Below are 26,438 nucleotides of genomic sequence, written 5' to 3' on the forward strand. Positions count from 1 at the left end.
AGCCGCACGCATACTGCGATGATTGCTACTAAAGTAATAGCTGACAGCCTGTTCTCCGACATTCCCAGGCGGCTTCGGGCTACGCAATGAGTTCACGGATTCGGCGGGGGATCCTTGTCGACGGGGCCGTTGTCATCGACGGCCTCGTCCTCGTCGTGCAGTTCACCCTTCTTTCGACCGGAAAACATGGTCCACCAGACGATCAATACGAACACGAGCCCGGCCCCGAGGGCTTCAAGCAAAATCAAACCCATGAGAAATGGACTCCAGTGGCTGGTTGGCCTCGCGATCGTAGCAACGCTGGCCGGCTGCTCGGTCGGGCCGCGCGTGCCCGACACACCGGCGCGGCCCGCTGCCACGCCCCCGCGCGACCTCGGACCTTTGACCGGCTCGCTGGCGCACCCCAAGAGCCGATGGGTGCCGGTCGGCTGGTCAGAGCTGCCGGGCTTCGGCGACGACCCATTGCACGAAGCCTGGATTGCGCTGCTCGCCAACTGCGCGCGTCCCAACGCGGCCTTTGCGCCGCTGTGCCGCGACGTGCGCCAGCTGGCCATCGCCACGCCGGAGGAACAACGTCAGTGGATGACCGAGAGGCTGCAGCCCTACCGGGTCGAGTCGCTCGCAGGCTCGAGCGAAGGCAAGCTCACGAGCTACTACGAGCCGGTGTACGAAGCCTCGCGCGTGCCCACCGCCGCTTTCAACGTGCCGATCTACCAGGCACCCGAGGGCCTGGTGCCGCGCCGCCCCTGGTACACCCGCCAGGAAATCGACACGCTGCCCGAGGCCCAGGCCGCCCTGCGCGGCCGCGAGATCGCATGGATGGCCGATCCCATCGACGCGCTCATGCTGCACATCCAGGGCTCGGGGCGCCTTCGCATCACCGAAGCCAACGGCGTGCAGCGCACTGTGCGCGTGGCGTTCTCGGCCACCAACGAGCAGCCTTACAAGAGCGTGCAGCAATGGCTGATTTCGCAAGGCGTGACCAAGGTCGGCAAGTGGCCTGACGACACCAAGGCATGGGCCGCGCAGAACCCGCAGCGCGTGTCGCAGTTGCTGTGGAGCAATCCGCGCTATGTGTTCTTCCGCGAAGAAACGATGAGCGAACTCGATGCGGCGTTCGGCCCGCGCGGGGCGCAAGGCGTGCCGCTCACGGCGGGGCGCTCCATCGCGGTCGACCGCGAGAGCATTCCCTATGGCACGCCTGTCTGGCTCGCTTCGAGCGGCCCCGCGGCGCAGCTGCAGAAGCTCGTGGTGGCGCAGGACACCGGCAGCGCCATCCTCGGCGCGGTGCGCGCCGACTACTTCGCCGGCACCGGCGCCGATGCCGGCCGCCTCGCCGCGAGCATGAACCAGCCGCTGCGCCTGTGGGCGCTTTGGCCGAGGCAAATACCAGCGCCGCCCTGACTCGAGGCTGAACGTTTCACGCGGGTGTCATGCGAACTGACTACCTTCGCGGGTTGATTTCTTGTTCAACCCACGAAAGATATTGCGCATGACCGCAAACTCCCGCAGCGACGATCCTTCGATCGATCTTGACGACATCGGCACCAACCCCAGCTCGAACCCTTCTTTCACCGATCTGATCGCGTCGCGCCTGAGCCGCCGCCATCTGTTCGGCCTGGGTGTCGGCACGGCCGGCACCGCGTTGCTGCAGGCATGCGGCGGCGGTAGCGGCGGCGGGGGCGTCGGCTTCCCCGTGCTGCCCCCTGCACCGGCTCCCGCTCCGCCTGCACCGCCGCCGCCCGCGCCCGCGCCCGCTCCGCCGGCGCCGGCACCCCTCAAGCTCAACTTCAATGCCGTGGCCAAGAGCCTCGACGACGTGGTGAGCGTGCCTGCCGGCTACACCGCCAGCGTGCTGTATCGCCTCGGTGACCCGATTGCCGCGGGCGTGGCTGCCTACAAGAACGACGGCACCGACGATCCCGCCACCTACGACCGGCGCGCGGGCGACCACCATGACGGCATGACCTTCTTCGGCATGAATGCCTCGAACAAGTGGGACGCGGCCAACGCCTCTCGCGGCCTGCTCGTGATGAACCACGAAGCCATCACGCCGCTGTTTCTGCACCCCACAGGCCAGACCATCACCGGCACCGGCAATGCCGCGGTCCGCACCGTCGCAGACGAAGTGCTGCGCGAGTTCTACCTGCACGGCGTGAGCGTGGTCGAGGTCCACAAGAACGGCAACAGCTGGAGCTACAAGCAGGACTCGAGCTTCAACCGCCGCGTGCACACGCTCACCGAAATGACGTTCTCGGGCCCGGCCGCCAAGACCGACTACCTGAAGACCAAGTATTCGACCGACGGCAGCAAGACCCGCGGCACGCTCAACAACTGCGCCAACGGCACCACGCCGTGGGGCACCTACCTCACCTGCGAAGAGAACTGGGCCGGCTACTTCCGCCGCATTGCAGCCACCGACAACGCCAGTCGCACCGCCAAGGAAATCACCTCGTTCAGCCGCTACGGTGTTTCGAGCACCGGCCGCGAACTGTGGGCCACCGTCACGCCCGACACGGCCGACAACATCTACGGCCGCTGGAACACCCAGGTGACCGGCGCCACCGCCACCGACGATTTCCGCAACGGCGCCAACACCTACGGCTGGGTGGTCGAGATCGATCCGTTCAACCCGGCCAGCACGCCCAAGAAGCGCACCGCGCTCGGCCGCTTCGGCCATGAAGGCGCCTGCCTCGGCCTGGTCGTGGTCGGCAAGCCGCTGGTCTGGTACATGGGTGACGACTCGCAGAACGAATACCTCTACAAGTTCGTCTCCACCAAGGCCTGGGATGCGGCCGACATCGGCGGCGGCATGGCGGCCGGCGACAAGTACATGGACGACGGCAAGCTGTATGTCGCGCGCTTCAACGCCGACGGCACCGGCAACTGGCTGGAGCTTTCGCTCGGCGTGAACGGCATCACTTCCGGCAACGCGGCCTACGCCTTCGCCGATGCGGCCGATGTCGTCGTCAACGCGCGCCTCGCGGCCGACATTGCCGGCGCGACCCGGATGGACCGCCCCGAGTGGACCGCCGTCAACCCGAAGAACGGCGAGGTGTACCTCACCCTCACCAACAACGCCGCGCGCACCCTCGGCACGACCGACGCCGCCAATCCGCGCTACTACAACGACCCCAAGGGCGTGGCGCAGACGGCGCAAAAGGGCAACCCGAACGGCCACGTCATTCGCTTTGCCGACGCCGGCGGCGATCCCGCGGCGGTCAGCTTCAAGTGGGACGTCTACCTGTTCGGCGCCCGCTCCACCGCATCGGCCGACGTGAACCTGTCCAACCTGGTGGCCGACAACGACTTCTCCAGCCCCGACGGCATGTGGTTCAGCCATGCGACCACCGGCCTGCTGTGGCTGGAGACCGACGACGGCAAGTACACCGACGTGACCAACTGCATGTTGCTTGCCGCACTGCCCGGCCAGGTGGGCGATGGCGCCGCGAGGACCATCACCAATGTCGACGGTGCCAACACGGCGACACAGGCCACCTTCATCGGCAAGGCGCCCGGCACCGACGGCCTGCGCCGCTTCCTGGTCGGCCCGAAGGACTGCGAGATCACCGGCATCGCCGAATCGGGCGACGGCCGCGCGCTGTTCGTCAACATCCAGCACCCGGGTGAGACAACCGCTGCCGCAAGCATCACCGACCCGACGAAGTTCGGCAGCCACTGGCCCGAAGGCGGCACTGCCCGCCCGCGTTCGGCCACGGTCGTCATCACCAAGGACGACGGCGGCCTGATCGGCCTCTGATCGGTTGCGCTGGTCGCTACCCCCGGTTGCGTGCAGCCTGGGGTAGCCGAGCGAGCTAGCGAGGCAACGGCAGCGCCGTCTTGTAGCGCACCTGCTTGAGCGCAAAGCTCGAGCGGATTTTTTCGATGCCTGGAATCGGCGTGAGCTGTTCCAGGATGAACTTCTCCAGCGCCGCCATGTCCGCCACCGCGATGCGGATCAGGTAGTCGCTGTCGCCCGTCATCAGGTAGCACTCCATCACCTCGTCGTGCTCGGCGATGCGCTGCTCGAAGTCGGCGAGCGACTGCTTGCTTTGCGTCGTGAGGCTGATCGAGATGAACACGTTGAGCCCGAGGCCCAGCGCCTTCGCATTCGCGAGCGCCACGTAGCGGTCGATCACGCCGCCGGTCTCGAGCGCCTTCACACGCGCAAGGCACGGCGAGGGCGACAGCTGAACGCGGCGCGCCAGCTCCACGTTCGACAGCCCGCCGTCGCGTTGCAGCTCGTCGAGGATGCGCAGGTCAATGGTGTCGAGTTGCACGAAATGCGGCTTCAGATTGGATTGGCGGAATTTTATGCTGAGCTGCTGCCATGGATATCCCTGAACCGGTAGCTAATTCTTGTCGGTGCGGCCTAAAGTGCCGTCATGAACGCCCCGATTTCCACCGACCAGATGCGCGCATTGCTGCTCGACACGCCGCTCTCGCACGACCCCGATCCTGCAGAGACCGCCGAATGGCGCGACGCCTTCCTGGCGGTGGCGCAAACCCACGGCGCCCAACGCGCACGGCAGATGCTGGTGGAGCTCGCCCGGCTTGCGAGCCAGCAACGCATCGGCTGGCAGCCCGAGCTCGCGACGCCGTATGTCAACACCATTGCGGTGGAAGACCAGCCGCCGTTTCCGGGCGATCTGGCCATCGAGGAGCGCCTGGCTTCGCTGATGCGCTGGAACGCGCTCGCGATGGTGGCCAAGGCCAACCAGGCGTATGGCGAACTCGGCGGGCACATTGCAAGCTATGCGAGCGCGGCCGATCTGTTCGAGACCGGCTTCAATCACTTCTTCCATGCGCGCGATGAAAATCATCGAGGCGACTTGGTGTTCTTCCAGCCGCATAGCGCGCCCGGCGTCTACGCGCGCGCGTACCTCGAAGGCCGCCTCGGCGAAGAAGACCTGAAGCACTACCGGCAGGAACTGACGGCGCCCGCCTTCACTCAGGGCAGCGGCGCGCGCGGCCTCAGCAGCTATCCGCATCCGTACCTGATGCCGGACTTCTGGCAGTTCCCCACCGGTTCGATGGGCATCGGCCCCATCAGCTCGATCTACCACGCGCGCTTCATGCGCTACCTCACGCACCGCAACCTGCTCGACTGCGAAGGCCGCAAAGTGTGGGGCGTGTTCGGCGACGGCGAAATGGACGAGCCCGAATCGATGAGCGCATTGACGCTCGCCGCGCGCGAGAGGCTCGACAACCTCGTGTGGGTCGTCAACTGCAACCTGCAGCGCCTGGACGGCCCGGTGCGCGGCAACGGCCGCATCATCGACGAGCTCGAAAAGCTCTTCGCGGGTGCGGGCTGGAACGTCATCAAGCTCGTGTGGGGCAGCGACTGGGACGGCCTCTTCGCGCAGGACGTGAGCGGTGCACTCGCACGCGTGTTCGCCCACACCGTCGACGGCCAGATGCAGACCTTCGCGGCGAAGGACGGCCGCTTCAACCGCGACAACTTTTTCGGGCAGAACCCCGAACTCGCGCGCCTGGCCGAAGGCATGACCGACGAGCAGATCGACCGCCTGAAGCGCGGCGGCCACGACCTTGTGAAGATTTACGCCGCTTATGCAGCCGCTGCCGCCCACAAGGGCCAGCCCACCGTCATCCTCGCCCACACCAAGAAGGGCTACGGCATGGGCAGCGCCGCGCAGGGCAAGATGACGACGCACTCGCACAAGAAGATGGGCGACGTCGATTTGCTCGAATTTCGCGACCGCTTCAGCCTGCCGCTCACCGACGCGCAGGCCATTGCGATGGACTTCTACCGCCCGCCCAAAGACAGCGCCGAGATGCAGTACCTGCGCAGCCACCGTGCCGCACTCGGAGGCGCCATGCCCCGCCGCGAAACCGCATGCGACGCGGTGCCCAAGCCCGACATAGCGAGCTACGCGCAGTTCGCGACAGCGGCGGCCGGCAAGGAAATGAGCACCACCATGGCCTTCGTGCGCATGCTCGGCAACCTCATGAAAGACAAGGCCCTGGGCCCGCGCATCGTGCCCATCGTGGCCGACGAGGCGCGGACCTTCGGCATGGCCAACCTGTTCAAGCAGGTGGGCATCTACTCGAGCGTGGGCCAGCGCTATGCGCCCGAAGACATCGGCTCCGTGCTCAGCTACCGCGAAGCCACCGACGGCCAGATCCTCGAAGAAGGCATCAGCGAAGCCGGCGCCATTGCCAGCTGGACGGCCGCGGCCACCAGCTACAGCGTGCACGGCCTGGCCATGCTGCCCTTCTACATCTACTACTCGATGTTCGGCTTCCAGCGCGTGGGCGACGCCATCTGGGCCGCGGCCGACCAGCGCGCACGCGGCTTTTTGCTGGGTGCCACCTCAGGCCGCACCACGCTCGGCGGCGAAGGCCTGCAGCACCAGGACGGCAGCAGCCACCTCGTGGCCGCGACCATCCCGAACTGCAAGGCCTACGACCCGGCCTATGCGGGCGAGATGGCCGTCATCGTCGACGCGGGCATCCGCGAAATGATGGTCGAGCAGAAGGACGTTTTCTATTACGTCACGCTCATGAACGAGAACTACGCGCAGCCCGATGTGCCCGAGGGTGCGGAGGCGGACATCCTGCGCGGCTGTTATCGCTTCGGCGTGTATGCGCCGGCTTCAGGCCAGGCGAAAAAGACGAAGGTCACGCTGCTGGGCTCGGGCGCGATCCTCACCGAAGTCGTCAAGGCCGCGCAGTTGCTGGCCGAGGAAGGCATCGAGGCCGAGGTGTTCAGCGTGACGAGCTGGAGCGAACTTGCGCGTGATGGCTTGGCTTGCGAGCAACGCGCGATCGCAGGTGAGAAGGACGCCGGTGTGCCGTTCATCGCGCAGCAGCTCGGTGCGAGCGGCAAGGGGCCGATCATTGCCGCCACCGACTACGTGCGCGCTGTGCCAGAGAGCGTGCGCGCCTTCTTGCCCGAAGGCCGCCGCTATCTCACGCTGGGAACGGATGGATTCGGCCGCAGCGACACGCGCGCGGCGCTGCGGGAGTTCTTCGGGGTGGATGCGGGGAGCATTGCGCGGGCTGCGCGGTATGCGTTGGGGTGAACGGAGCGATTGCTGCTATTCCTGTTTCGGAAAGTCGTTGTTCATCACCCGGCCCACGGTGGCGAACAGTTCCTGGCGCACGCCCTCATAGGCCGCCTTGTTTTCTTTGAGCAAGGTGTCATAGGCAAAGTAGGTGGGACCGCCCCGGTTTGACATGACGGAGTTCCACGTGATGGGCTGCAGCTTGTCGTCGCGCAGGGCGTACTCCACCGTAATGATCGGCCGGAAGTCCGCGGTCAAGCTGGGTGCTCCGTAACCGGCGGTGATGCGCAGCAGCATCACCTCGTACCCCGGCGTAGCCCTCAAGCCGGCGAGTTCCATTTTTCGTGCGGCGCCCGTGACGCGATCACTTGGCGTGAGCTTGACCTCGCGACCTGTCGCGCGCAGGGCTTCGGCCAGGCGTTCGGCGTATTCCCGATGAAGCGTCAGCTCGCCCTGGCTTTCTTCTATCGCCTGCTGAAAGCGTTTGCTGCGGCTCGCGACTTGGTCCATCGAGTTGCTGCGACTGGCAACGTCAGCGCCAATCGCCACCAGCACCCCCACAGGCCCGAGCAACCCGCCGAACCCGGCTGTCGGGGTCGCACCGGTATCCAGAACTGTTAGTTCGGACTTGGCGTTGTAGACGATCTCGACCCGGGGATGTGACAGCGGCTCTGGCTCTTCATTGCTCGCTTGCTTGGACCGCCCGGCGCAAGCAACGAGCATGACTGCAATGGTGCAGACGGTGATGATGCGTTTCATGGTGCTCCCTCTCATTCGGATACTTTGAAATATGTTTTTGGCGGACCAAGGTGATCTCAGGCTGAGCCAGTTGCGCGGCGTCAAGCGCCAATCAAAAGCTCGCGTTGAGATTGAATCCGAAGGTCGTCCTGGCCGTGCGATACCCCTCCGGCTTGCTGATCGGTGCGCCCATGAAGAAGTCATAGCTCAACTTGCTCCACTGCCCCCGCACGCCAATGACTGCACCCGCCAGGCTGCGGCCCAGCAGGTCCGCGGTCGAGCGCCCGCCCACGTGCCCGTAGTCGGCGCCGACATACAGCTCCGCCCCGCTCGCCCCCATGGCCCAGCCGACGTCATTGCGAACCAGCCAGCCGCGCTCGCCCATCAGGCTCGTCTCGCCGTCGAAGCCACGCACCGTGTAGCGCCCACCAATCGAAAACCGGTCCTGCGGCGTCAGCGGCGTGCGGTTCCACTGCGCGCGGATCAAGCCCGAATAGCGCAGCTTCTGCTCGCCCAGCTTGAATGGCGCATTCAGGCTCACCTCGGCCGTGTACAGCTTCATGCGCGACGTGCCCTCGCCAAATTCTTCTTCCGGCGCCGCAATGGAACCGAAGCCGCCCGTGCCGTGCTTGTACGCCAGCGTGCCCTCCAGCGTGGCCTCGCCGATGAACTCCTTGTGGTTCAGCCCGAGTTCCCAGCCGCCCACCACCCGGTGCTGCACGTCGACCTCGGTGTCGTCCACGAAGTTGCGCGACTCGCGCCGGAAGCCCTTGAGCGCCAGCGTGGTCTTGCGGCTCTGGTTCCGATAGATCAGGCGCGAGAGCTTGACCTCGGCGTTGTTGGTCTTGCCGGCATACACATAGTCCTGGTTCAGCCCCGCCACGCTTTGGTGGTACTGGCTGTTGGAAGCCGTGAAGCCCAGCATCCAGTAGCCGTAAGGCAGCGAGTAGTGCACCGTCTGGCCTTCGGTGCCGTAGCTCGGCTCCGAGAGGAAGTGGCTGTTGATGCTGTGGTTCGCGCTGACATAGAACAGGTCGTTCAGCCCGAAGGGGTTGTCCACCGACACCGTGGCGCCGGCCTGGTAGCGGCCCGTGGCCTGGGTGCCGCTGTCGTCCAGGCTCAGCGAGAGGCGCACCTTGCGCGGCTGCACGTACTTGACTACCAAGTCGCTGTCGCCGGGCTTGGCATCAGGTGCGGTCGAGGGCTCGATCTGGATGTCGGCCTCGGCCGTGGGGGCGCGCTTGAGGTTCTCCAGGCCCTGCTCGATGTCGCGCAGGTTCAGCAGCTCGCCGACCCGCGCGGGGATCGCGGTGGCCAACAAGGCGGAGCTGCCGAGCAGCGTAGAGGAAGAGTCAGGCGTCAGGCGGATGGTCGCGATGCGCCCGGGCACCAGCGAGAGGGTCAGGGTGCCGGTGGACAAGTCCTGCGGCGCGGCCAGCACGCGGGTGGTGACAAACCCACGCGCGATGGCCGCCTGCTGAGCGCGGGCGAGGACCACGTTCACGCCTGCGGTGCCCAGGCAGCGGCCGAGCGGGGAGTCGTTGCCTTCAGGCCCAGACAGATCAGAAACAGCCCACCGGAAGTCTTCGGCCTGCTCGCCGACCAGCAACACGCGATCGATGCGAAAGCACGGGGCTTCGGTTTCGGGGATGCGTGCCACCGGCGCGGGCGGTGCCGCCTTCAGTCGCTGGTCGACCGTGCGTTCGTTCTGCTCGCGCAGGGCACGTTCGCGTTCCTGTTGGCGTTGCTGTTCGACGAAGGGTTGAGGGGTCGTCGGGGTCTGCTGTGCGATTACTGCCAAGGGAATCGCCGTCAACGCGGCGACCGACCAATTAAGTTTCACGAAATACCACTCCCTGTTTTCTTGTAGTGCTCTTGGTCATCCCGAAGATGTCCATTGCTTGACGTTTGACTTCAGAAGATCGACAGACAAATGGTGACGGCCGGAAAACACCAAGTCTTCACGATCGATGTCTCGGAAGACTTTCAATCTAATAGTTATCGATGAATTTTTCTGCGCAACGCGTGAAGTGCCATAAAGCACCTGGCGTGCCATAAAGAATTTAATTTTCCACCAAAAAAACGATCAAATGGCTCGAAAATCCACCGCCATATTTTGGGTCCGAAATTGTGTTTGCGATAGAGTTAAAAACTCCCAAAGCATTTTCAAAATCCGAACTGAAATCGTTTTTCAATGAATCAGATTCCCTCCACACAATTATGCTGCCTGGAATGCGTAAAGAGTGAAGGCCGGCCCATAGCGAATCGTTCAATGCATCCCAATTTTCGCCATCGGTATGCAAGGGGGGATCAAGTGGCAACACTGCTCGCACTGCATCAAAAAACTCGAGCTTATTGCTTATGCCGGATGGCATATCAAATACTTTCCATCCCCGCTTTGCCTTCTCTTCGCAAACCTCTTGAATATCATCCTTTCTCGCAATCAGAACACCCTCGGACATATTCATTTTATTCGCTTGCAAGAGGTGTCTTTGATTGCGTCGCGGCGGTAACTTTGCGTGCAATTATTTCGCCAATAGCCCATTGAGCACTAGGCGAACTTGCTCGATGTTTTTAAGGTGACTGCAAATCTTTGAGCGCAATTTATTCTGTGGCGCGCACCCTGCTATGTCGATAACCCTCAATCCACGCTGGGTCATATCGTTTATCTAGCGTGAGGCGCTTGAGCACTTCTTGCGACCAATACCAAGTGATGCCACTTACGTAGTCATCACGCTTCTCCGGCTCATCCGAAAATTTATCGAGCCATACAAGCATTTCTGCATCAGGATAATGCTCCAATGCTTCTTTGCAGCGAAGATAAAAAATATTGAAACAGTCTTTGCTAATGAAGTCGAGATCAATTCCGTCTATGCCGGTATCTTCGAAGCATTTTTCTCTGCACGTCTGCTCATGTGGCCTGAAATGTTTCTCAACTCGATCAAAAATGGTGTGAAAAATATTTGAACTGGTTACCCACAATCTATCATTTGAATCAACAGTTCTATCGCCGTTAACAAAAAAATGCTTACCCATGCTTTACCTCACGATAAGTAGCTGCGCTCGCTGCACAGGGGACAGCGTAGCAATCCAATTATTAACGATTTGCTGATTCACTGAAGTTAAATTTCGATAATCGAGCGCAACTATATTGGCCTTGCTCAAGTGAGAATTAAGACTATCCAGCGTCTTTGTTTCCCAATTTCTGACGAAATTTTGATTCATGAACGGCACGGCTTCCGGGCTAACGGAAAACATCAAGTCACCTGTCTTGCCTGCATTAGGTCCCGTCTGAAATACAAAATCCGGGCTTTTAGGTCTTGTGCCATCTGGAAGAACATCCGGCAAGTTGCTCATTCTGATTTTGCTCCCTGTAGCGGCCTCTAACTGCGCAACCGCTTTTATCTCACTGGCCGTGGCGGTGGAAGAACTTAATGCCAGTCGGCTGACTTGAGCCTCTGTCGCAATGATCGGGGGGTGGATGGTTGATGCGCCCGTTGTGGCGTCGATGTACACAGCACGAGTTCCAGCATCGCCCAAAGCCCCGGCCGCCACCCCTCCAACAGCCGCCAAATCCAGCACAGTCTGAATGGCCCCAATTCTGAAAGCGTCGCTGGCAATCTGCGTTAGGGAAGCCACATCGCTGGCTGCTTCCAGCACGGTCGCGGGGCGATACAAGTAGGCCGTGCCTTCGGGAGTTTTTTCACTTGTGACCACGCAGCGTGCCGTACTTGAATTACAAAGAAAAGTATCGCCCGGCCCCACGTTGGCGTTGATATCGACTGCCCCGACGGGCGCACCGAAGGCATCTAGTCCTCCAGCTTTAAGCGCATCAGCGCGCGTGCCATCGGCGGCTACATTGACTCCTTGATAGGTCGCGTAAGCCGCTTGTCGCGCCACAATGGCTGCGCCGCAGGCTGGGCTTGTGACTTTCTGGCATGCGGTATCGAATGCTTGATCGCTGTTGATGTCCCTATTGACCAGACCCAAGAGTTCCCGGTTTTCGGCTTCGCTGCATCCACTAGCGGAACTGCATTTGGCGCTCAATGCATTCCTGCGTGTCGCATCGGTATGGTTCAAGTAATTGTTTGCAGCCGCATTGGCACCGGCTTGACTGCCCAGATTGATCTGATTCGCATCCCCACCCGCAATTGCCACTGCAAGTCCACTGATCATGGCTGCGAACTGAACCGTGTCGGCCTGTCCGCCATAAGCCGTGGCAGCCAACTCGCCAACCGCAGCGCCCAAGGCTCCTGCGGCACATCCGCCCGAGTTGTCGGTTCGCGCCGCGCCCACCGCACATCCCGCGATCGCATGTGCAAGCGCATTCGTAAAGGTGTTCAGCTTGTCCGGCCCTGTGAGGTCACCAATTGCGTTCGCCGTTTGTGCCGCCACCGTGTCCAGGATCGCACCCTTGATCCCATCTCTCAATGCATCTTCCAAGCTGCCGCCGTTGATCGCCGTACCTATGACCGCGCGTGCGACACCTGCGGTGAGGTTTTGCTGCAGTTGGGCCATGAAGGGTTGTGCGCCACCGCTTAAGGTCGGTTGGCCCGTCGGATTCATATTGAGCCCGCCCAGCACACCTCCTGTGATGATGGCCGTCAGTAAGCTGTGCACGCTCGCGCTGCTGCCGAGGTCATGCAGCGCGCCGCCGATGTCACCTTGGTTGTTGATCAAGGCTACGGCGGCTTGGCTTGCAAGTGCAGTGATGCCCGCTGTCACGGCCCCGCCGACAACGCCGGAAACGGTCATGCCTCCGGCTGCTATGAATCCGCCCTCACCCAGGGCGGCTACGCCGCCAGTCGCCGCCGTGCCCGCCGCCTCTCCGGCCGCAGCACCGAGCTCAGAAGCCGCACCTGCGGTGAAGTACGCCACGACGATTGTCACGATGGCCGCCCCCTCGGGTGTTAATCCCTGCTGGTCGTGATCCCAGTTCTTGTGTGCCTCTTCGACCCGCTGCCAATCGATCTTGCCGCTGAGGTTCGGATCGTTGGTAATCTGCTCCACCCAACCCATGCCCGGTTGCTTGGAAAGTTGCTCGATGCTGTCCTGAGCGCCCAGCCCGGCCTGTATGTGGTTCGCTGTGACAGTCAGGTTTCCCGCGTTGATCTGGCTGTAGTTGGTGGTCTGGTTGGTGCTTCCTCCGTCCCGTGAGACCTGGTACACCACGTCGCGTCCCTGACTCGTCGTTCGCGTCGTTTCTTCGGTTGTCTGCGTCCCCATCAACAAGGTGTCGGCGGTAAGACTCACCGTTCCCGGCGCGTTGATGGTCGTACCCGCCAACGCCAAGGTATCGGCAGCAGTGATGCTGACGTTCGCACCATTGATGTTGGTGCGGGTCAACGTCGTGGTGTCGACCTCGGTGGCCGTGGTCTCCCGGGCTTTGATTCCCTTGCCAACGTCCTGGAGAACCGCCATGTGGCCGAAGTCGTACCAGGCGCTCTTGCTGCTGGTCGTTCCGGTCACCGACTGCTTGTTGGTAGCGGCTTGAATGACGACGCTGTCGCCCCGGATCGAAACATCCTTTGCCGCATTCACCTGGACGCCCTGCAAGAAGACGTTGCCATTGCCCTGCAGCAGGATGCCGCCATGGCTGCTGGTGATGGTGCTCGGCGCAGCGACGTCAGAGTTGATTTCGACGCCGGTGGTGTTCGCCTTTCCCGAGGGCATGACGAACCCCGCGGCGGCACCGAGTGCGCTGATCCCTCTCTTGTCTTGATCCAGTTCGGCGCTGGCGTTCGAGGTGTTGCGCCCCTCGACCACGATCAGGTCCCTGCCCGCACTGATCGCAACCCCCTGGGTGCCGCTGATTTTCGAGCCCTCGATGGTGATGTCTCTCCCGGCGCCCATGAGCACGGTTCCGCCCGAAAAGCTGCTGCCCACGCTCGTGCTGCTGTCGAAGCTTCCCGAGAACTTGTTGTCGGTGCGGCTGAAGGTGCCGCTGTCGGTCCATTGCGCGGCGTAGCTGCCGGCCACGGTGGTCTGACCCGATGCGATGTTGATGTCGCGATCGGCTCGCACAGTGAGAAGGCCGTCGCCCGCGTTCACCGTGGCTTGGCGTGCGTTGACGTCGCGGCCCGCCGAAAGCAGCGTGGCGCCGTTGGTGGCGATCGTGCTCCCCAGCTCCGTGGAACTCGCGATCGCCAGCGATGTACTGGCCCCGACGCCGATAGAGCCGCGCCGCTCGGTGACCGTCCCCAGATTGATGTCGTTCTTCGCCGAGATGGAGGTGTAGCCGCCCGCGCCCTGGTTGGAGATGATCCCGCCGATGAGATTCACGTCGCGCCCAGCGCTGGCCACCAGCGTGCCGCCCGGGTTCGTCACATAGAGACCCGCGACGCGGTCGACATTCGTGTTGAACCCGTTCGTCTGCGTGGTGGTGCGCACATTGATGTCGCGCCCGGCTTCGATCGTCAGGCTGTCGCGGGCATCGATGGTGCCGCCGATGTTGTTCACGTCGGTGATGGCCTTCAGGCCCACACTGCCGCCGCTGATGCGGCCGCCCAGGTTTTGGATGTTGTCGGCATCGATCTTCACCAGGCTGCGCCCGGCGATGGTGCCGGTATTGACGAGATCGCCGCTGCCCTTGATCTTCACACTGTCGGCGCTGAGCACAGCGCCGTTGCCGTCAATATCGCCAGGCCGCACGCGAACATAGACCTGCGGGACCAGAACCTTCTGGGTACTGCCGTCCGGCAAGGTCACCGTCTGCTCCACCAGCCACACGATGTCGCTGGTCAGCTGCGCCATCTGCGCGGCACTCAGCGCAATACCGGGGCGCAGGCCGTATTCCTTGGCGAAGGTGGCGCCGGCGTTCATCAGCGCGGTGTACTGGTCTTCGTCGTTGTTGAACCCTTCCAGATAGCGGTAGCCCGTGAGCTGCGCCACCTGTTCACGGATAAGCTTTTGCTCGTAGAAACCGTCGCCCAAGCGCTTGAGGATGTTGTTCGGATCGAGTCCGAGGCTGTTCAGCAGGTAATCGCTGCTGAGCCACTTGCGATAGTTGGCAAAGCGCGGATCGGTTTCGATCAGATAGCCGCCGGGGCCGGCATGGATGTTGAACAGGCTGGCACTGGGAACGCTCGTGTTCGGCATGCTCGTGCGCACGACCATGGACACGGCTTGGCTGGCGCCCGCGCCACCGGCTCCGCTGGCCGCACCGGCCGCGTCGGCGCCGTTGCCCGAGGCCTGTGCAACGCCGCCCACGTTGGCTGGCACTTCCACGATAGCGCCGGGGCGGTTGCCGCCGCTCACCCCGCCGGTGCCACCTGCACTCCCCGCGGCGCCGCCAACCGGAGCGACACCTGCGTTGTAGCCTTGGGTGGCATTGAGATGCGCTTGCGGTTGGTAGTCCGTGAGCTTGTAGGTGGCGGTCGTCGTCGTCGGAAGGATGTAGATCGGAGCTTCCGGAGCTTCGCCGGGGCGATTGGGGTTGTACCCAATCCAGATGGCGCTCACCGTGGTGTCGCGCTTGCCCGACGTCGCCTGATTGTCCACGTCCGGCGCATCCAGTTCGCCACCGGCCATGATCTGACTGTCGCGGTTGTAGACGTGACCGTCGAGGGTCATGTTGCCACCGGCGACGATGCGCGCCGGATCGGCGGTCCCGGGAACCGCCGAGTCTTCCGTGACCGTGATGCTGGTGACGGCGTTGGTCCAGCCTTTGCCGATGATGCTGACGGTGCCGTCAGCGGCCTTGTGGTAGACCAACCGCGTACTGGGATCGCCCCACGTGATGAGATTGCCCTGGGCATCGTAGGGGTCCCACGATTTCCCGTCCATCGTGATGATGCTGGGAATCATCTCCGAGGTACTGGTGGTCGCAACCTTCAGATGCGTGTCGATGTTGTTGATGTTGCCCATCGCAATGGACATATTGCCCAGGGCTTCGATGCTGGCGCTCTCGTTATTGATCGTGCGGCCCTTGCCGGTGACATAGCGGTTGGCATCGAGCGCACCGCCGATGAACATGTCGCCCGCGCTGAAGAGCAGCGCGTGCTCGCGGTTGTTGATGGTGCCCGCACCGATGTCCAGGGTGTCGCGCGCCGCGATGGTGCCGGCCTTGATCACGCCATTGACCGTCTCGGCGTCGTTGTTGAGCGTGCCTGCGGCGATGGAAATCGCATCGCCGTAAATACGGCCCGTACCGATGTTGGTCAGTGTGCCCGCATTGATCTGGGTCTTGCCCGTGCTGTCGATCAGTCCGCGGTTGGTCAGCGTGCCGCTGGCGTTGACGACCGCATCTGTCCCCGACATCTCCGCGCTGGCGGTGTTGTCGACGTTGTTGCCGCCCACCGTGAGCGTCTGCCCCGCGAGCAGCTTGCCGTTGTTCGTGAAGTTGCCGGTGGTGGTGTAGCTGAGGTTGCCATTGGCGGCCACCTCGCCGTTGTTCACGATGTTCTGCGTGAGCGCGATGCCCAGGTCCTGGCCAGAGAGAGCCCGGCCGTCGCCGCTGAAGGTGGCGGCGTCGATCGTCAGGCTCTTGTCGGCAACGAGCGTGCCGCCGGTGTTGACGAGGTTCAGCGTCTTGGCACCGGGGTTCGTCGCATTGGGATCGACGATGGCCAGCGTGTCGCCGGCCGAGATCAATCCATTCCTATTGTTGATGGTGCCGCCGCTGGTGATGGTGGCGTTGAGGTCGGCGCGGATGGCGCCCGCGGTGTTGTCGAGACTGCCGGTACCGATGACGACGTTCTGGCCCTCGATGCCTTGATCCGCACCTTGGGTATTGATGTTCGAGATGCTGCCGGCGTTCAGGGTCGTCCTAGCCGTCGAGCGGATCAAGCCACTTGCATTCGTGATGCTGCCGGCGTTGATGCCCAGGTCACCCGTGGCCAACGTTTTGCCACCGCTGTTGTTGTAGTCGGCACCATTGGTGTTGATTGCAACGCCGGACTGGCCGAGCACCATGCCCTGGCTCGTGTTGGTGAACGTCTGGGTGTTGGCGGTCAGCGCATTCTTCGCGCCGATGAAGCCGGCGGTGTTGTTGAGTGCGCCAGCCGTCACGTTCAGCGTATCGCCGCTCGTGATGCCGCCCTGGCCTGAGGCATAACCTGCCGCATTGGTGTTACTCAGGCTTTGGCCGTTTGTGTTGATAGTCGTCGCGCCGCCGGCCTGGATCAGGCCCGCATCGTTGGCGAGTGCGCCCGAACTCAGCGCCACGGTCGTCGTCGCGGCCAGCGTGCCTTGCGTGTTGTTCAGCGCGTTGTTCTGTCCGTCCTTGCGCGTGTTCACCGACAGGCTGTTGCCGAAGACCTTGCCCCCGACATTGCTCAGCCCGCTGTTGACGAGCGTGGTCGCGGCGCCGGCCTGCAAGGTGCCGCCGTTGTTCGTCGTTGCGCCCGAGGTGGTGACGCTCAGGTTGCCGTTGACCGCAGCGGCCGTGCCGCTGCTGTTGTCCAGCGTGCCAGCCACGAGTGTGGTGTTGCCGTTGGCGGCCAGCGTACCGCCCACATTCGTTGCGGCGCCGCCGATGGTGGCGTTCAGATCGCCGACCGAGCTCACGCTGCCCACGTTGTTGTTCAGGCTCCCAGCGGTGACGGTGGTGTTGCCGCCCGCACCGATGACGCCTTTGTTGCTGTTGTCGAGCAGGCCGCCGACGGTCAGACCGAGGCTGGAGATCTCGGCCGCACGAATGGTGCCACCCTGGTTGGCCAGGCTGCCGGCGGCGATGTTTGTGTTGCCGTTGCTGGCCAGCGTGCCCTCGCTGTTGTCCATGGCACCAACGACCGTGATGCGCGTGACATCGGTGCTGGTCTGCACGATCTGGCCGCCGCGATTGCTCAAGGAGCCCGCGTCGACGGTGATCTGCTTGGCGCTGGTCGTGCCGCCGTCCTGGGTGAAGGCGCCCGACATGGCGACCGTCAGTGCGCCGTTGGCGGTGATCTGGCCGTTGGTGCCATTGAAGCTGCCGCCCGCGACGGCTAGCGTGCCGGTGCCGGCATGCTCGATCTTGCCGCTGGCGTTGCCGATGCTCGTGGCTTGCAGTGTCAGGTGCTGCCCGTTGCTCGCGATGCGGCCGCCGTCGTTGTTCAAGGTGCCGCTGGTGGCGATGGTCGTCGCCCCGGTGCCGGTCTGCACGATCTCGCCGCCATTGGTGTTGGCGATGTTCGAGACGTTCAGGTCCAGTTGGCCCGCATTGAGCGTGCCCGCATCGTTGACCAGGGTCTGGCCAGGTTGGGCGTTGGCCGTGATGCGCAGGGTGCCCGGTGTGGCAATCGTGGCCTTGCTGCCAGTGACCACATTGCCTTCGGTCGCAGTGACCGCGATGTTGGCCGCGCTGGTCTGGCTGGCCGACAGATCGACACTCGCGCCCTGCAGCGTTGCGTTGCCGGCCGCAAGGGTGGTGCCGTTCGCGACCAGCGCACCGCTCGTGCTGACGACCAGGTCGCCCGCCGCGCCGAGCTTGCCATCGTTCTGGATGCCCGCGCCGAGCACGCCTGTGGTGCCGCTCTGCAGGCTGCCGGCTGTGATAGTCGTGTTGCGGCCCGCGGTGATGCTGCCGTCGTTGGTCATTGCGCCGCCGACCGCGACACTGACATCGTTCGCGCCGCGCAGGCTGCCGCCGTTGGCGAGCGAACCGGCCTGGATGCCGAGGTCCGTGGCCGCGTTGATGGTGCCAGCGCTGCCGTTCTGCAATTGGTCGGCTACTGCGAGCTGCACGCCGGCCTGCGCCGACTGGATGCTGCCCTGGGTGTTGTCCAGGCTGCCGGCGCTGAGCTTGACGCCTTGGTTCGCCACCAGCGTGCCCCCGGTGTTGTTCACCGCGCCCGCCACGTTGGCCGTCAGCGCGCCCGTTGCCGAAATCGTTCCGCGCGTGTTGTCGGCCTGTCCGCCCATGGTCAGCGCGGCGTCGGCCGCACTGGTCAGCTTGCCGTCGACATTGACCAGGTCGCCGGTCGTGGTGATGTTCAGGCTGCCGGCGTTGAGCGTGCCGCCGGTGTTGTCGAATCGATCGACATTGGCGCTGAAGCTGTTGCTGACATTCAGCGTGCCGCCGTGGTTGTCGAAGGTCGGCTGGCTCACGGCCATGCTGGCGACGCTCAGCGTGCCGCCGTTGTTGTTGACGTTCGCGCTTTGCAGGCTGATGGGCCCGCCCGCATAGATCTTGCCGCCGTCGTTGCGCAGCGTGCCTGCGGCAGTGACGGTGCCGGGCGATGGGGGGACGTACGGTGCGGGCGTGAGGGTGCCGCCGCCTTCGGTGCCCGTGCCGGTGCCTGCCGTGGGCGTGGTCGGGCTGGTGGTCGTGCCGCCGGTTCCTGTGCCGGTGTCCGTGCCACCCCCGGTGCCAGTGGCGGGCGTGGGCGGCGTTTCCGGAACAGGTTCCAGCCCGATGACGCCGCCGCTGGTGTTGCTCAACGCCGGTGCGCTCAGCGCCAGGCCGGTGCCGCTGGTCTGGCGGATCGTGCCGCCGCGGTTGTCGATGTCGCCCGCCGCGCTGGCCAGTTCCAGCCGCGCGCCTTCGAGCGTGCCGCCCGTGCCGTTCAGTGCATTGGCCAGGGCGCCCTGCGCCGTGATCTTGAGGTTGCCACCGCTGCCGATGCGGCCGCTGTTGGCCAGGCCCGAGGCGGAGAGGTTCGTATCGGCCGTGGCTTGGAGCGTGCCGACGTTCTCCAGGCGCCCGGCGCTGGTGACGACCAGTTGGCCCGCGCCCATCAGCGCGGTGGCTCCCGGCGCGGCCTGGATCGTGCCGGCGTTGCGCACGCCGAGGCCGGCCTCGGTCCCGATCAAGACAATTTTTCCGGCATACATGCCGCCGAGCGCCGCCACGTCCAGGGCAAAGGTGGGTGCTGCGCCAGTGCCCGTCGTGGGCGTGATCTGCGAATGGTCGGCCGATACGGTGTTGGCGCCGGTCACCACCCTCAGTTCGCTGGCCCAGATGCCGGCATTGGCTTCCACGGCGCGCGCGAGGATCGCTGCGTAGTCCGTCTTGCTGGCGTCCAGGCCGGCGCCGTTGATCGTGATGGTGCCGCCGCGCACGAGGAAGCTGTCGAGGCCCCCGAACGCATTCATCTGCGGCACGCCGGTCGTCAGTGTGGCGCGCGATGCATTGATGAAGCCGCCGCCATCGACGTTGATACCGGCCGGATTGGCGATGATCACTTCGGCGCGCTGCCCTGCCACTTCGATGTAGCCGCGCAACTGGCTCGCGCTGCCGCCGTTCACCTCGTTCACGATGATGCGTGCGGGGCCGGTGGCCAGGTAAGGATTGCCCTGTATGAATCCGCCGAGTTGGGATTGCGTCGTGTTTCTGCTGTTGTTCAGGATGGCGCCGTTGGGGGCCACGTTGAACTGGTTGAACACATTGCGCGAGACGCCGGCCGCACTCGGGGTCTGGATGTTGACGAGCGGCACGCCGTTGGGCGCGACCAGCACCGTGGGGCGCAGATTGGCGGGAACGCTGGGTGCGCCGACGATCTGGGCTTGAACCGGTGAAGCCGACAAAAGACCCGCGAGCGCGGCACCGACGAGCATCGGCGCAATGGCCGCCGCACCAGCGAGCGCTCCGCTTGCAACGGTGGTCGCCTTCGACGAACCCTTGCCGGTGCTCTTGGCGGTTTCCTGAACGACCATGCGCAGGCCGCGCTTCGCATTGAACACAATGCGGTGCAAATTTTTATTCATGTCGTTCTTCTTCCCTGATCTCTCTGCGTGACAGCCATGCACGCCGCTTCGGAAGGCGTGCTGATCCGTCGGCACTGGCGCCAACGAGGGGTGATTTTCTCGTTACAAAGAGTTAACAAGTGTCAAAATCAATCGAAGCACGCAGATTCAGAGAGGAAGCGTCAGATTTTTCACGCGCCCAAGGAGCGTCAGAACAACACCCGTCAACGGGGTGTAACCCTTAAGTTTTAGGGGCTCCACGCAAGGGCCTGCGTTAGAGTCGCAGCCCACCGCCACACGCGTCCATGACCGCACGTTTTCAATCTGTCGCCCCCATCGTCCGCCTTGCCGACCAGGTGGCCGATGCGTTGGCGGCCGAGGTGCGCAGCGGGCGCTTGTCGGCAGGCGACCGTCTGCCGACTGAAGCGGCGCTGGCCGAGCAATTCGGCGTGAGCCGCACTGTGGTGCGCGAGGCGGTCTCGCGGCTCAAGTCGCTGGGGCTGGTCGATTCGCGCCAAGGTAGCGGCGTGTATGTGCGCGCCGCGGGTGTCGAGCCGCTGCGCTTCGAAATGCCGCACGTGGCTTCGCGCGAAGCGGTGATCCAGATGGTCGAGCTGCGCCGCGCGCTCGAGGCCGAAGTGGCCGCGCTGGCCGCCGAGCGGCGCACACCTGAAGACGTGCAGCGCATCCGCGAGGCCATTGACGCGCTGCATGCCGCGGTGGCGGCCGGCGGCAACGGCGCGGACGAAGACGTGCGCTTTCACCGCGCCATCGCCGAGGCGGCGCGCAATCCTTTCCTGATCGGCACGCTGCAGTACCTGCGGCAGTTCCTGCATGGCGCCACGCGGGTCACGCGCGCCAACGAAGCGCGCCGTGCGGACTTTGCACGCGAGGTGGCGCAGGAGCACGCGCAGATCGTGGAAGCCATCGAGGCCGGCGAGCCGCTGCGCGCGCGCGAGGCGGCCAAGTCGCACATGGACAACGCCATCCGCCGCATCGAGCAGGCCGACCCTGCCTTCTGGCAACAGGAAGGCGCGCAGCTCGCGCGGCCGCTGGTCGAAGGCTGGCCGGTCGGCAGCTGACCGGCCGGCACACAAAAGGAAACCAAAAAGGCGCTGCGCGCGGCGCCGTTTCCGGGTTTACCCGCAGCGAAGCGCCAAAAACAAATTTGTATGATGACCTGACAAATAAGGCGACGGACGCAAGCGATGTCGCCAAGGCCTCTTCATCCAAAGCGGGACAACTCCTCATGACCTCTTCGATCCTCCCGGCTGGTGCATTGCCTGCGGCCGCCGACGTCGCGCTCGAGAAGCGCGCCTACGCCAAGGTGTTCTGGCGCCTGGTTCCCTTTTTGATGCTGTGCTACGTGGTCGCGTACCTCGACCGCGTGAACGTCGGCTTCGCCAAGCTTCAGATGGGGCAGGACCTGGGCTTCAGCGAAACCGTGTTCGGCCTGGGTGCCGGCATCTTCTTTCTCGGCTACTTCCTGTTCGAGGTGCCGAGCAACCTGCTGCTCAACCGCGTGGGCGCGCGCATCTGGATCGCGCGCATCATGATCACCTGGGGCCTGCTCTCGGCCTGCTTCGTGTTCGTGGAAACGCCCGCCAGCTTCTACATCCTGCGCTTTCTGCTCGGCGTGGCCGAGGCCGGTTTCTACCCGGGCGTGATCCTGTACCTCACCCACTGGTACCCGGCGCACCGGCGCGCGCGCATCATTGCGGTCTTCATGTCGGCCATTCCGGTGGCGGGCATCTTCGGCAACCCGCTCTCGGGATGGATCATGGATGCTTTTCACGGCGTTTCATCGATGCAAGGCTGGCAGTGGATGTTCATCATCGAAGCCGTTCCGGCCGTGCTCGTTGGCGTGATGGTGCTGCTCTATCTGGACAACGGCATTCAGCATGCGCGCTGGCTCTCGCCCGAGGAGAAAAGCCTCCTCCAGCGCGAAGTCGAACGCGACCAGGCGCACGGCGCCAAGGGACCGCACTCGGTGGCCGCCATGTTCCGCGATGCGCGCGTGTGGTGGATGGCGCTGATCTACTTCGCCTTCGTGATGGGCCAGTACGCGCTGACCTTCTGGCTGCCCACGCTGGTCAAGGCCACGGGCGTGAAAGGCAACCTGCACATCGGTCTCTTGAGCGCCATTCCGTTCATCTGCGCCATCGTCGCGATGAACCTCTTCGGCCGCAGCGCAGACCGCCGGCAGGAACGCCGCTGGCACCTGATCGTGCCCGCGCTGATGGGCGCCGTCGGGTTCACTGTCGCAGCCTCCTACACGCAGAACACTGTCGTGTCGCTCGCGTTTCTTTCGCTCGCCGCGGCCGGCGTGCTCACCTGCGCGCCGCTGTTCTGGTCGCTGCCGACGGCGTTCCTTTCGGGCACGGCCGCGGCGGCCGGCATTGCGGTCATCAATTCGGTAGGCAACCTTGCGGGCTTCGTGAGCCCGTACCTCATCGGCTACCTGAAGGATCTCACCGGCAGCACGCAGATCGGCATGTATGTGCTGGCCGCGGCGCTGGTGCTCGGAGCCATCGGCGTGTGGCTCACGCCCAAGCAACTCGTCAACCGCTGATCGGAGAACGGCAACATGACCAACAACAACACCAAGACCCCCATCGTCGGCGTCGTGGGACTCGGCGCGATGGGCAGCGGCATGGCGCAATCGCTGCGCCGCGCGGGCTACGAACCGCACGTGTTCGACGTGCGCCTCGACGTGGCCCACGCCTTTGCGCGCGACGGCGGCGTGGCTTGCGACACGCTGGCAGCGCTCGGCGGGCAGTGCGACATCGTGGTTTCCGTGGTCGTCAATGCGGCGCAGACCGAGTCGGTGCTGTTCGGCGACGGCACCACGGCCGGCTGCGCGGCGTCGATGAAGCCCGGCAGCCTGTTCGTGATGTGCTCCACGGTCGACCCGAACTGGTCGGTCGCGCTCGAGGCGCGCCTGGCCGCGCAAGGCATTCTGTACCTCGACGCGCCGATTTCCGGCGGCGCCGCCAAGGCGGCGAGCGGTCAGATGACGATGATGACCGCCGGCACGCCCGCGGCTTATGAAAAAGCCGGTGCCGTGCTCGACGCCATGGCGGCCAAGGTTTATCGTCTCGGAGACCGCGCGGGCGCGGGCAGCAAGGTCAAGGTCATCAACCAGTTGCTGGCTGGCGTGCACATTGCCGTGGCGGCCGAGGCCATGGCGCTGGGCCTGCGCGAAGGCGTGGATCCGGCGGCGCTGTACGAGGTGATCACGCACAGCGCGGGCAACAGCTGGATGTTCGAGAACCGCATGGCGCACGTGCTGGCGGGCGACTACACGCCGCTTTCCGCCGTCGACATCTTCGTGAAGGACCTGGGCTTGGTGCTCGACGTGGCGCGCGCGAGCAAGTTTCCGCTGCCGCTTTCGTCCACCGCGCACCAGATGTTCATGCAGGCGTCTACCGCGGGCTTTGCCCGCGAAGACGACAGCGCGGTCATCAAGATTTTTCCCGGCATCGAACTGCCGGCTGCGGGCAAGAAGGCCTGAAGAAAGAAGACACAGCATCATGAACATTCTCATTACCGGAGGTTGCGGTTTCGTCGGTGCGCGGCTCGCACGCACGCTGCTCGCAGGTGGCCCGCTGACACTGGCTGGCGGCCAGGCCAAGGCAATTTCGCGCATCACACTGGCCGACCGCGTGCCGCCGCCTGCGGACCTGCAAGCCGATGCGCGCGTGCAGTTCGTGCAGGGCGACCTGTACGAGCAGGCCGCCAACGACGCGCTGCCGCTGGCCGATACGCACGCCGTGTTCCACCTCGCCGCGGCCGTGAGCGGCGAATGCGAGGCCGACTTCGACCTTGGCATGCGCAGCAATCTCGACACCACGCGCGCCCTGCTCGAAGCCTGCCGCCGTACAGGCCATGCGCCGGTCTTCGTGTTCTCCAGCTCGGTCGCGGTGTTCGGCGATTCGCCCGAGCAGCGGCTGCCCGCGGTGATCGAAGACACCACGCTGCCCACGCCGCAGAACAGCTACGGCATCCAGAAGTTCATCGGCGAACAGCTGGTGGCCGACTTCACGCGCAAGGGCTTCGTGCAGGGCCGCAACGTGCGGCTCATGACGGTGTCGGTGCGGCCGGGCCGGCCCAACGGCGCGGCCTCCAGCTTTTTGAGCGGCATGCTGCGCGAGCCGCTGGCCGGCGAACGCGCGCGCTGCCCGGTGGCGCCCGAGACGGCGGTTGCCCTTGCATCGCCCGGCAACACTGTCGCGGGCATCCTCCGCGCGGCTACCGCGAGCGCGGCCGAATGGGGCGCACGCACGGCAGTCAACCTGCCCGCGTTGACGACCACCGTGCGCGAAATGGCGGAGGCGCTCGAACGCATCGCCGGCAAGGAAGCCACGTCGTTGATCGACTGGGAACCCGATGCGGCCATCGCAAAGATCGTGACCAGCTGGCCCAGCCGCATTCATGCGGCGCGCGCCGAGGCGCTGGGCCTGAAGGCCGACGCGAGCTTCGACGCCATCCTGCGCGACTATGTGCGCGAGAACCCGCAGGCGGTGAAGCTGCCTGTCGCTGTGAAAGACTGACCCATGGCCAAGTTCGCGCTCGGCTGCATTGCCGACGACTTCACCGGCGCCACCGACCTTGCCAACAACCTCGTGCGCGCCGGCATGCGCGTGGTGCAGGCCATTGGTGTTCCCACTGCGCCGCTCGCCGCCGATGTCGATGCGGTGGTCGTCGCACTCAAGTCGCGCACCATCGCGCCGGCCGAAGCCATTGCGCAATCGCTCGACGCGCTGCGCTGGCTGCAGGCGCAAGGTGCACAGCAGATCTACTTCAAATACTGCTCCACCTTCGACAGCACGCCGCAGGGCAACATCGGCCCCGTGACCGAGGCGCTGATGGACGCGCTGAAGTGCGACTTCACCATCGCCACGCCGGCCTTTCCCGACAACAACCGCACCGTTTTCAAGGGCTACCTGTTCGCGGGCGACGTGCTGCTCAACGAGAGCGGCATGCAGAACCATCCGCTCACGCCGATGACCGATCCGAACCTCGTGCGGGTGCTGCAGGCGCAGTGCCATCGCAAGGTCGGGCTGATCGACCACGCGGTAGTGGCGCGCGGCGCGGCGGCCATCGCGGAGCGCATCGGCCAATTGAAAGGCGAGGGCGTGTCGATTGCCATCGTCGATGCGGTGTCCAACGACGACCTGCTGCGCATGGGCCCGGCGCTTGCGAAGTTGCCGCTGCTCACGGCCGGTTCAGGCGTGGCCATTGGCCTGCCCGCCAACTTCGGTCTTGCGCCTTCCTCGCAAGCCAGTGCGCTGCCCAAGGCTGGCGGACGCACGGCCGTGGTGTCGGGCAGCTGCTCGCTCGCTACCAACCGTCAAGTGCTCGATTTCATCCAGCGCGGCGGCGCGGCGCTCGCTGTCGATCCGCTGCGCATCGCCGCGGGCGTCGATGTCACGGCCGAGGCGCTGGCGTGGGCCGGCCCGTTGCTCGACAAAGGCCCGGTGCTCGTCTACTCGACCGCCGAGGCCGGCGCCGTGAAGTCGGTGCAAGGGCGGCTCGGGGTCGAAGAAGCGGGCGCGATGGTCGAGCGCACCATCGCCGCCATTGCGCGCGGCCTGGTCGAACGCGGCGTTCACCAGCTTGTGGTGGCGGGCGGTGAAACCTCGGGTGCGTGCGTGCAGGCGCTGGGCATCGCGCAGATGCAGATCGGCCCGCAGATCGACCCGGGCGTGCCGTGGTGCCATGCGCGCACCGATGTTGGTCAAGGTACGCCTGTACATATCGCGCTCAAGTCCGGCAACTTCGGTGGCGACGATTTCTTCACCAAGGCATTTACAGTGCTGGCATGACATCCAACAGCAGCGTTCGCGTACGTTCGGGACGCACTCTCGCACATTCGGGGCGCGCTCCCGTCGACGGGGTACCTTGCTCCGCGAATGTCCCCCGCCCTGCGGGCTCCTCCTTGATTTCGCTGCGCAAGGCACCCCATCGACGTGAGCGTTGTAAAGAGCGGCCGTTGATCGAGCGGAACAAGCGCAGCGCCCGGTGTGCTCAGGGCACCGGGTGCTCCCCGCAGCGAAATAAAGG

At 64.5% G+C, this 26,438-nt stretch carries 15 protein-coding genes; 8 read left to right on the forward strand and 7 right to left on the reverse strand.

The window, feature by feature from the left end:
* Positions 1 to 92: 92 nt before the first annotated feature.
* The gene (locus QFZ42_RS26280) at positions 93 to 254 is read right to left on the reverse strand and encodes a hypothetical protein (RefSeq protein ID WP_307703793.1); all 162 of its coding nucleotides are present in this window, start codon (positions 252 to 254) and stop codon (positions 93 to 95) included.
* Here QFZ42_RS26280 and mltA point away from each other — a divergent pair.
* Entirely contained in the window at positions 253 to 1,404 is a 1,152-nt protein-coding gene (gene mltA / locus QFZ42_RS26285; protein WP_307703794.1) for a murein transglycosylase A, read from the forward strand. The genes QFZ42_RS26280 and mltA overlap by 2 nt on opposite strands.
* An 88-nt stretch (positions 1,405 to 1,492) precedes the next feature.
* The gene (locus QFZ42_RS26290; RefSeq protein WP_307703795.1) at positions 1,493 to 3,760 is read left to right on the forward strand and encodes a PhoX family protein; all 2,268 of its coding nucleotides are present in this window, start codon (positions 1,493 to 1,495) and stop codon (positions 3,758 to 3,760) included.
* Between the two features lie 55 nt (positions 3,761 to 3,815).
* Here the strand turns inward: QFZ42_RS26290 and QFZ42_RS26295 are convergent, their stop codons facing one another.
* Entirely contained in the window at positions 3,816 to 4,280 is a 465-nt protein-coding gene (locus QFZ42_RS26295) for an Lrp/AsnC family transcriptional regulator (protein ID WP_307703796.1), read from the reverse strand.
* A 105-nt stretch (positions 4,281 to 4,385) separates the two neighbouring features.
* On the opposite strand from QFZ42_RS26295, the gene mdeB reads away from it, so the two are divergent.
* A complete protein-coding gene (gene mdeB, locus QFZ42_RS26300) occupies positions 4,386 to 7,046 on the forward strand; it encodes an alpha-ketoglutarate dehydrogenase (protein ID WP_307703797.1) in 2,661 nt (886 codons plus the stop codon).
* Between the two features lie 15 nt (positions 7,047 to 7,061).
* Here the strand turns inward: mdeB and QFZ42_RS26305 are convergent, their stop codons facing one another.
* From QFZ42_RS26305 to QFZ42_RS26325, 5 genes are all read right to left on the reverse strand, one after another.
* Positions 7,062 to 7,787 (reverse strand): hypothetical protein, encoded by a 726-nt coding sequence (locus QFZ42_RS26305; protein WP_307703798.1) that lies wholly within the window; start codon positions 7,785 to 7,787, stop codon positions 7,062 to 7,064.
* 91 nt (positions 7,788 to 7,878) lie between these two features.
* The gene (locus QFZ42_RS26310) at positions 7,879 to 9,573 is read right to left on the reverse strand and encodes a ShlB/FhaC/HecB family hemolysin secretion/activation protein (protein WP_307704307.1); all 1,695 of its coding nucleotides are present in this window, start codon (positions 9,571 to 9,573) and stop codon (positions 7,879 to 7,881) included.
* 256 nt (positions 9,574 to 9,829) lie between these two features.
* On the reverse strand, positions 9,830 to 10,249 hold the full coding sequence (locus QFZ42_RS26315) for a barstar family protein (RefSeq protein WP_307703799.1): 420 nt from the start codon (positions 10,247 to 10,249) through the stop codon (positions 9,830 to 9,832).
* Between the two features lie 121 nt (positions 10,250 to 10,370).
* On the reverse strand, positions 10,371 to 10,802 hold the full coding sequence (locus QFZ42_RS26320; protein WP_307703800.1) for a hypothetical protein: 432 nt from the start codon (positions 10,800 to 10,802) through the stop codon (positions 10,371 to 10,373).
* 3 nt (positions 10,803 to 10,805) lie between these two features.
* Positions 10,806 to 20,393 carry a two-partner secretion domain-containing protein gene (locus QFZ42_RS26325; RefSeq protein ID WP_307703801.1) on the reverse strand — a complete coding sequence of 3,196 codons (9,588 nt, stop codon included), beginning with the start codon at positions 20,391 to 20,393 and terminating at the stop codon, positions 10,806 to 10,808.
* Between the two features lie 284 nt (positions 20,394 to 20,677).
* Between QFZ42_RS26325 and QFZ42_RS26330 the strand changes: the two genes are divergently transcribed.
* The 5 genes from QFZ42_RS26330 (at position 20,678) to otnK (ending at position 26,200) form a co-directional block, all read left to right on the forward strand.
* Complete coding sequence (locus QFZ42_RS26330) at positions 20,678 to 21,454, forward strand: FadR/GntR family transcriptional regulator (protein ID WP_307703802.1); 777 nt, start codon at positions 20,678 to 20,680, stop codon at positions 21,452 to 21,454.
* Between the two features lie 167 nt (positions 21,455 to 21,621).
* Positions 21,622 to 22,944: an MFS transporter gene (locus QFZ42_RS26335; protein ID WP_307703803.1), complete on the forward strand. Its 1,323-nt coding sequence runs from the start codon at positions 21,622 to 21,624 to the stop codon at positions 22,942 to 22,944.
* Positions 22,945 to 22,959: 15 nt separating this feature from the next.
* On the forward strand, positions 22,960 to 23,886 hold the full coding sequence (gene ltnD / locus QFZ42_RS26340; protein ID WP_307703804.1) for an L-threonate dehydrogenase: 927 nt from the start codon (positions 22,960 to 22,962) through the stop codon (positions 23,884 to 23,886).
* A 19-nt stretch (positions 23,887 to 23,905) separates the two neighbouring features.
* Positions 23,906 to 24,925: a D-erythronate dehydrogenase gene (denD, locus tag QFZ42_RS26345; RefSeq protein ID WP_307703805.1), complete on the forward strand. Its 1,020-nt coding sequence runs from the start codon at positions 23,906 to 23,908 to the stop codon at positions 24,923 to 24,925.
* 3 nt (positions 24,926 to 24,928) lie between these two features.
* Positions 24,929 to 26,200 (forward strand): 3-oxo-tetronate kinase, encoded by a 1,272-nt coding sequence (gene otnK / locus QFZ42_RS26350; protein WP_307703806.1) that lies wholly within the window; start codon positions 24,929 to 24,931, stop codon positions 26,198 to 26,200.
* The last annotated feature ends 238 nt before the right edge of the window (positions 26,201 to 26,438 follow it).

This window comes from Variovorax paradoxus (assembly GCF_030815855.1).
GTDB lineage: Bacteria > Pseudomonadota > Gammaproteobacteria > Burkholderiales > Burkholderiaceae_C > Variovorax > Variovorax paradoxus_M.